Below are 7,156 nucleotides of genomic sequence, written 5' to 3' on the forward strand. Positions count from 1 at the left end.
GGCGGGGCACCGGTGGTGCGGGGTTGATCAGGCGACGAAGCGGGTCCGGCGGCGCTTGGCCACCAGGTAGCCGCCGACGCCCGCGGCGAGCAGCAGAGCGCCGATGCCGGCGATCAGGCCGGTCGACTGGCCGGTGATCGGCAGCGCGCCACCGTCATCCTCGCCGCCGCCCTGACCGCTGGCGGCGTTCACCAGGATCTTGGCGGTGTCGTTGGCCGGCTTCAGGTCCTCGTAGAAGCCGCCCTCGCACTCGCACGGCACGTTGACCTTGACCGTGCCGGTGGCGTTGGCGATGACCTTGTCGATCCGGAACTTGAACTCGCCGGTCAGCTCCTCGCCGGCCGGGGCGAACGGACCGGGGTAGCAGCGGTAGGCGGCGGCACCCGGGGTGCCCGCCTCCTCCCACTCGGCGTCGTTGCCGGTCCGCGGTGCGCACTCGAACGGCACCTCGACGGCGGTGGTGCCCTTCGGGACCGTCACGTCGACGTAGGTCACGTCGGACCCACTGCGGAAGTGGTCCAGCGTCGCCGGACCGTTGTTGCGGAAGCCGAGCGGGGCGGTCACCACCGCGCCCTTCTTGCCGCTGAGCGCGGCGCCGATGGCCTCCAGGTCAGCCCCGTTCTTGCCGGTGACCTGCACATTTACTGCGCCCCAGTTGTTGGACGGGTCGACGTCCGTCTGGAGGGCGCGGGCATTGCGCTTGCCGGGCATCGGGGCCAGTTCCAGGGTCTTGCCGGTGCCTTGGCGCGCTGCCGCGACGCCGGCCTCCCTGCGCGCACTGTTGAGTGCGTCAAGGTCTCCCGGGACCACCCACCGGACGTTGCTTTCCTGGCTCCCCGGTGCGTAGGTGTCCTTGGCGAGCTCGTAGTTGAAGGTCGCGGTCCTACCCTCGCCCGCCGGAATCTTCTCGTCGAATTCGCAGGCGAGCAGGTAGTCCTCTACATAGAAGCAGTTGTCGAACCGCTCCTTACTGCGGATGCCGTAGTCGGGGTCGAAGATCGCCACGACACCGTCGACAGTCGTCGTGCCGACGTTCTGGACCGAGAAGGGGGCCTTGAACGAGCCGCCCGGCGCCGCCTTCACCTCGACGTTGGGGCCAGCCGCGAGGTCCACGCCTTCGGCGATCCGGATCTGGGAGGTGGAGTCCGCAACCTCCTTGCCGCCAGCCCGGAGGCTGATCTTCAGCTCGCCGGTGTCCCCCGCGGCTGCCTTGTCGGTAGGGGCGATAACGACCCTCGACGGGAACCCGCCGAATTCCTCATCGACGACGAGCGGGGAATGTTCGATGCAGACCAACACCGCGTCGCCGTCGGCGGAACAGTCGTTGCCGGTGTCACCGGCCAAGGTGACCTTGCCGGCCAGCGAGCGGTAGTCGTAGCGGACGGTGACCTCGTTGAGCACGGCCGGCTCGGAGCCGAGCACGGTCGCTCCACGAACGACCCCGGCGGAGCCGGGGGCGACGGTGACGTTCTCGAAGAACATGTAGAACTCGGCCGCGGGCTCGGCGAGGGCCGGACTGGCGGAGGCGGCGACGAACGCGCCTGCGACGCCCAGGCCGGCGAGCCATCGCCGGGTGGAGTGGGTGAGCATGAGGGGGATTCCTCCAAGTGGGGGATTCAGGTGCAGCCTGCGGATCTTAAGGAATCGCTAAGGTTCAGCGCCGCCCCTGATCACCGCCTGGTCGGCAAGACGAACCGAAAGGTTGATCACCGTCACCGCAACGTTCCACCGGCCCGCTCCCGTCATCTGAGGCAGGACCCCGGGAGGTGCAGTGACGTACGAGGAGTTCGCGGACACGCGACTTGCCCCGCTGCTGCGGTACGCGGTGATGCTCACCGGCGATCCGCACCAGGCGCAGGATCTGGTGCAGGAGACGATGGTCCGGGTCCAGCTGAACTGGCGGCGGGTCGTCCGCGCGGACTCACCCGAGCGGTACGTGCGCCGGATGCTCACCAACCAGTACGTCGACTGGAAGCGCGGCTCGTGGATGCGCCGGGTGCTGCTGCGCGGGGAGCCCGACGAGTCCCTGCCGGCGTCGGCCGACCACGCCCAGTCCGCCGTGGACCGGGACCAGATCTGGACCTGGCTGTCCCGGCTGCCACGCAGGCAGCGCGCCACCCTCGTGCTGCGCTACTACGAGGACCTACCCGACGCCGAGATCGCCGACATTCTCGGCTGCGCCGTCGGGACCGTACGTTCGTCCATCTCCCGGGCCCTGGCCACGCTCCGGGCCGAGTATGTGGAGGTTCGCTCATGATCGAGGATGACCTGCGGGCCGCCTTCGCCCGGCACGAGCCGCTGACCCCGCCGACCGGCCCGCTGCGGGCCGCCATCGACCGGCTGGCGATCGGCCGGCGTCGGCGCCGACGCCGCTGGCAGGCCGGTGGCACCGCGCTGGCCCTGCTCGGGGTGCTGGGGCTCGGGGTGCCCCTGCTGACCCCGGAGCGCGCGGGGCCGCCGCCGACCGCCGAGCTGCTCGGTGAGTCGGGTCGGCCGACACCGACCGGCGCGCTGAACATTCTGCTGCTCGGCATCGACGGCGACGGCCGGACGGCGGCACGCGCGGACGCGGTCCTGTTGGTGCACATCCCGGCCGACCGCAGTCGCCCCTACCTGGTGTCGCTGCCACGTGACCTGGGGATACCGATTCCGGGCCAGGGGACCGACAAGCTGAACGCCGCGTTCCCGTTCGGCGCCGGGTTCACCCGCCCCGAGCTGACCAAGGGGTACGAACTGACTCGGCGTACGGTGGCCGAGCTGACCGGGGTCCGGGTGGACGCTGGCGTGGTGCTGACGTACCGCGCGGTGCGCTCGCTGACCGACGCCCTTGGCGGGGTGCCGGCCTGCCTGCCCGAGCGGGTGCGCTCCGTCCACACGAAGCGGGTCTTCCCGGCCGGCTGCCAACGTCTCGACGGCGCCGCGTCGGTCGACCTGCTCCGCCAGCGCTACGGTCTGCCCGAGGGGAGCCAGGACCGGGACCGCAACGCCCGGCTCTTCGCCGCCGGGCTGGTCCGCCAGACCACCGACCAGGGCGTGCTCACCGATCCGGTACGCCTCGCCAAGCTGCTGACCACCGTCGGCCCGGACCTCGTCGTGTCACCCGACCGGGCCGCCATGCTGGACCTGCTGCGGCTCGCCTCCACGCTGCGATCGGTGGAGCCGGTCGGGATCGGCCTGCCGGTCGTCTGGCCGACCGGGAAGGACCGCTACCTGCGTACCGACCCGAGGCTCGCGCCGGAGTTCCTGACCGCGCTGCGGGAGGACCGGCTCGGCGACTGGGCGGCCCGTCACCCGAAGCTGGTCGACGAAGCTCGCTGAGCCGTCAGCGGTAGTCGTCCTCGTCCGCAGTGACCACCCGGGCCTGCTCCATGGCGTCCCAGTCGTCGACCTCCATGCCGCGCTGCGGCTCGACGTCGACGTGCGCCGGGTCGACCACGGTGGCCTGCTCGACCGCGTCGGCCGGCTCCGCCTCGGGGTCGCGTTCGTCCGCGGCGAGGTGGTCGCCGGGGGTGAAGTCCTCATCGGGCTGACCCATGGTCCCTCCCGGGTTCTCGGGGCACGATTCTCACCACCGTACGGGCTGCGTCGGCGGCGCGCGCGGAAGCCGAGTCGGCGGAATCAACCCATGATGGCGCGAGCCGATGCCAGGATGGTGCCGTGGGCTTCCTCATCCGACTGGCGATCACCGCGGTCGCGTTGTGGGTGACCACGCTGATCGTGCCCGGCGTCGACGTGCACGGCCGTTCGGGTGGCAACACCGTGCTCACGCTGATCGTGGTGGCGCTCATCTTCGGCGTGATCAACGCGGTGCTCAAGCCGATCATCCGGGTGGTCGGCTGCGTGTTCTACCTGCTGACCCTGGGCCTGTTCGCGCTGGTGGTCAACGCGCTGCTCTTCCTGCTCACCGACCGGATCGCCCGCGGGCTCGACCTGCCGTTCCAGGTGGACGGCTTCTGGGCGGCGTTCTGGGGAGCGATCGTGATGACAGTGGTCACCTGGCTGATCAGCGTCATCGTGCCGGACCGTCTGGACACCCGGTGAGCGGCTGACACCCCCCTCGGTTGGTCCTGCGCACCACACCTGCGGGATACTGCCGGGCGGAGGACAGCGCGGTCCGGCGCACAAGTGAACAACAGCGGCCAGCACGGCCGAGAGTGGTAAGTAAGGAGCGCATCACATGCCCATCGCTTCCCCCGAGGCCTACGCGGAGATGCTGGACCGCGCCAAGGCTGGCCGGTACGCGTACCCCGCGATCAACGTGACCTCCTCCCAGACGCTTAACGCGGCGCTCAAGGGCTTCGCCGACGCGGAGAGCGACGGCATCGTCCAGGTCTCCACCGGTGGTGCCGAGTACCTGTCCGGTCCCTCGATCAAGGACATGGTCACCGGCGCGGTGGCGTTCGCCGCGTACGCGCACGAGGTGGCCAAGAAGTACCCGGTCAACATCGCGCTGCACACCGACCACTGCCCGAAGGACAAGCTGGACAAGTTTGTCCGGCCGCTGATGGCCATCTCGCAGGAGCGGGTGAAGCGCGGCGAGCAGCCGCTGTACCAGTCGCACATGTGGGACGGCTCGGCCGTGCCGGTCGCCGAGAACCTGCAGATCGCCTCCCAGCTGCTCGACGAGGCCGCCAAGGCCAAGGTCGTCCTTGAGATCGAGGTCGGCGTCGTCGGTGGCGAGGAGGACGGCGTCGAGAACGCCATCAACGACAAGCTCTACACCACCACCGAGGACGGCCTGGCCATGGTCGAGGCGCTCGGCCTCGGCGAGAAGGGCCGCTACATGGCGGCGCTGACCTTCGGCAACGTGCACGGCGTCTACAAGCCGGGCAACGTCAAGCTCCGCCCGGAGATCCTGAACCAGATCCAGGAGGCGGTCGGCGCCAAGTACGGCAAGGACAAGCCGCTCAGCCTGGTCTTCCACGGCGGCTCGGGCTCCCTGCTGAGCGAGATCCGCGAGGCTCTCGACTACGGCGTCGTGAAGATGAACATCGACACCGACACCCAGTACGCCTTCACCCGGCCCGTCGCGGACCACATGCTCCGCAACTACGACGGCGTGCTGAAGGTCGACGGCGAGGTCGGCAACAAGAAGCTGTACGACCCGCGTGCCTGGGGCAAGGCCGCCGAGGCAGGCCTGGCCGCCCGTGTCGTCGAGGCGTGCGAGCACCTGCGCTCCACCGGCACCACGATGGCCAAGTAACGACGTTCCACCGACGGCCGGCTCTCCCTCGGGGAGCCGGCCGTCGTCGTCAGGTCGTCAACAGGCGGACGGCCTCGCGGACGTCGTCGGTGAGGTGGATCGTCGACGACAGGTCACCGAACGGGGAGGCGGCCAGCAGCGGGCGCAGCAGCGCCTCGACCGGCAGCTCACGAGTCCAGTAGTCGCGGTCCAGGAAGATGTACGCGCCGCTGGCCCCGTCGGTGCCGTAGTAGGTCTTGGTGGCCGCCTGGAACACCTCCTGCACCGTGCCCGCCCGCCCCGGCGCGAAGACGATGCCACCCCGGGCGAGCCGCAGGATGGTGTCCTCCCGGATGGCGTTCGAGAAGTACTTCGCGATCCGCCCGGCGAACAGGTTCGCCGGCTCGTGCCCGTACAGCCAGGTCGGGATGGCCAGCCCTCCGGCCCGTGCCCACCCGGCGTCCCCGGCGCGCTGGCGGGGCACGCCCGCGTACCGCTGCCGGACCGTCAACGCCACGGCCGTGTACCGGTGGTGGTCGGTGAAGTCGGGCGCGGTGGCCAGCAGGTCGATCGCCGCGGTCAGGTCCGCCGCCGGCCGGTCCGCCAGGTACGCGCCGAGGTTCGCCGCCTCCATCACCCCGGGACCACCGCCGGTCACCACCAACCGGTCGGCCCGCGCCAGCTCCCACCCCAGCACGGCCGCCATCCGGTACGCCGCACTGCCGCGCCGCACCGCGTGACCGCCCATGATGCCCACCACCGACTGCGGCCCGTACCCGCCCAGCCAGGCGCGGGTGGCGTCGGCGAGCGCGTTGTCCACGCCATGGTCGTGCAGCCGCTGACCGAGCGCCTCCTTCACGTCCGGCAGCGCGCCCCCGTGCGCCCGGTAGTGCTCGTACACCCGGGTGTCGTACATCCCGGCGAACCCGCCCTCGGCGAACCCGGCGGCCAGGTCGTCCGGGGTGTAGAGGTGCGCCGGCTGGGTCGGGTACGGCAGCCCGGAGAACGGCGGCACCACGTTCGCGCCCCGCCGGACCAGGTCGGCGCCGACCTCCCGGGAGGCGAACCGGCAGCCGACGAAGAGGGTGCCGGTGACCTCGATGTCGGTCAGGTCGGGCGCCGGGGCGAGGTCGAGGCGCAGTCCCTGCACGGTCAGCCCGGTCAGGCGGCCGGTGACCAGCTGCCGGTCGAACTCGTCCCGGGTCTGGATCTCGTCGGCGTGCAGGTGCGGCTCGATGACGTCCGTGGGAGGTGGGGTCGGCACCCGGCCATCCTGCCCCTTCGGTGGGGCCTGCCAAACCCCGGGCGGGGTGGAAGCGACAGGAGCCCGGTGGTCGTGGCCACCGGGCTCCTGCGTAACCGGGTCCTGGGGAGGCTCCGGACCATTAGTTGTAATGGAAAACACCTGGCGGCGGCATAGGCCGCAGGCGTGATGAACTCCTCAGCCGTTCAGCGGAACGTGTCGGCCGACCCGCTCGCGTGTCGCCCTGTCCAGCGGGTTGAATGGGGCGATGCAGAACCTTTTGCCGGAGCCACCGGCCACCCTCCTGCCCGCGAACGACGAGGCCGACGCCGCCCTGGCCGCCGCCCAGGAGGCCGGCACCGATGAGGCGTTCGCCGAGGTGGCGGCCCGCTTCCCGACCTACAGCGCCGCCTGGGCGGAGCTCGCGGCCCGGGCGTTCGCGGCCGGTGCGGTGGTGACGGCGTACGCGTACGCCCGCACCGGCTACCACCGTGGCCTGGACCAGCTCCGCCGCAACGGCTGGAAGGGCCACGGGCCCGTGCCGTGGTCGCACGAGCCCAACCGGGGCTTCCTCCGCTGCCTGTACCTGCTCTCCCGGGCCGCCGACGAGATCGGCGAGGCCGACGAGGCGGCCCGCTGCGCCCAGTTCCTGCGCGACTGCGACCCGGCCGCGGCGGACGCGCTGGCCAGCAACTGACACCGCCGTCGAAGGCCGGCCCGGAGTCGGGCCG

At 71.1% G+C, this 7,156-nt stretch carries 8 protein-coding genes; 5 read left to right on the forward strand and 3 right to left on the reverse strand.

The features are described 5' to 3' along the window. Positions 1-27 precede the first annotated feature (27 nt). On the reverse strand, positions 28-1,590 hold the full coding sequence (locus tag ABZU46_RS20775) for an LPXTG cell wall anchor domain-containing protein (RefSeq protein ID WP_354860242.1): 1,563 nt from the start codon (positions 1,588-1,590) through the stop codon (positions 28-30). Between the two features lie 181 nt (positions 1,591-1,771). Here ABZU46_RS20775 and ABZU46_RS20780 point away from each other — a divergent pair, with 181 nt between their 5' ends. Beyond that, the gene (locus ABZU46_RS20780; RefSeq protein ID WP_354860244.1) at positions 1,772-2,257 is read left to right on the forward strand and encodes a SigE family RNA polymerase sigma factor; all 486 of its coding nucleotides are present in this window, start codon (positions 1,772-1,774) and stop codon (positions 2,255-2,257) included. Continuing rightward, positions 2,254-3,318 carry an LCP family protein gene (locus tag ABZU46_RS20785; protein ID WP_354860247.1) on the forward strand — a complete coding sequence of 355 codons (1,065 nt, stop codon included), beginning with the start codon at positions 2,254-2,256 and terminating at the stop codon, positions 3,316-3,318. Before ABZU46_RS20780 ends, ABZU46_RS20785 begins: the two co-directional genes overlap by 4 nt. A gap of 4 nt (positions 3,319-3,322) precedes the next feature. Here ABZU46_RS20785 and ABZU46_RS20790 read toward each other — a convergent pair whose 3' ends face one another. Next, positions 3,323-3,535, reverse strand: a complete 213-nt coding sequence (locus ABZU46_RS20790; RefSeq protein WP_354860249.1) for a hypothetical protein — start codon at positions 3,533-3,535, stop codon at positions 3,323-3,325. Between the two features lie 122 nt (positions 3,536-3,657). Between ABZU46_RS20790 and ABZU46_RS20795 the strand changes: the two genes are divergently transcribed. Both ABZU46_RS20795 and fbaA read left to right on the forward strand, forming a co-directional pair. Next, positions 3,658-4,041 (forward strand): phage holin family protein, encoded by a 384-nt coding sequence (locus ABZU46_RS20795; protein ID WP_354860252.1) that lies wholly within the window; start codon positions 3,658-3,660, stop codon positions 4,039-4,041. 136 nt (positions 4,042-4,177) lie between these two features. Next, entirely contained in the window at positions 4,178-5,203 is a 1,026-nt protein-coding gene (gene fbaA / locus ABZU46_RS20800) for a class II fructose-bisphosphate aldolase (RefSeq protein WP_354860254.1), read from the forward strand. Between the two features lie 49 nt (positions 5,204-5,252). Here the strand turns inward: fbaA and ABZU46_RS20805 are convergent, their stop codons facing one another. Then, a complete protein-coding gene (locus ABZU46_RS20805) occupies positions 5,253-6,446 on the reverse strand; it encodes a hypothetical protein (RefSeq protein ID WP_354860256.1) in 1,194 nt (397 codons plus the stop codon). Positions 6,447-6,693: 247 nt separating this feature from the next. On the opposite strand from ABZU46_RS20805, the gene ABZU46_RS20810 reads away from it, so the two are divergent. Next, positions 6,694-7,122 carry a DUF3151 domain-containing protein gene (locus ABZU46_RS20810; protein ID WP_354860259.1) on the forward strand — a complete coding sequence of 143 codons (429 nt, stop codon included), beginning with the start codon at positions 6,694-6,696 and terminating at the stop codon, positions 7,120-7,122. Positions 7,123-7,156: the final 34 nt, after the last annotated feature.

Source organism: Micromonospora sp. NPDC005197, assembly GCF_040608295.1.
In the GTDB taxonomy this organism is placed as follows: domain Bacteria; phylum Actinomycetota; class Actinomycetes; order Mycobacteriales; family Micromonosporaceae; genus Micromonospora.

Bases quoted from the DNA above. Each gene is read 5' to 3' on its own strand.
- fbaA (WP_354860254.1), top strand. From the start codon at position 4,178: ATGCCCATCGCTTCCCCCGAGGCCTACGCGGAGATGCTGGACCGCGCC.
- ABZU46_RS20785 (WP_354860247.1), top strand. From the start codon at position 2,254: ATGATCGAGGATGACCTGCGGGCCGCCTTCGCCCGGCACGAGCCGCTG.
- ABZU46_RS20790 (WP_354860249.1), bottom strand. From the start codon at position 3,535: ATGGGTCAGCCCGATGAGGACTTCACCCCCGGCGACCACCTCGCCGCG.
- ABZU46_RS20775 (WP_354860242.1), bottom strand. From the start codon at position 1,590: ATGCTCACCCACTCCACCCGGCGATGGCTCGCCGGCCTGGGCGTCGCA.
- ABZU46_RS20810 (WP_354860259.1), top strand. From the start codon at position 6,694: ATGCAGAACCTTTTGCCGGAGCCACCGGCCACCCTCCTGCCCGCGAAC.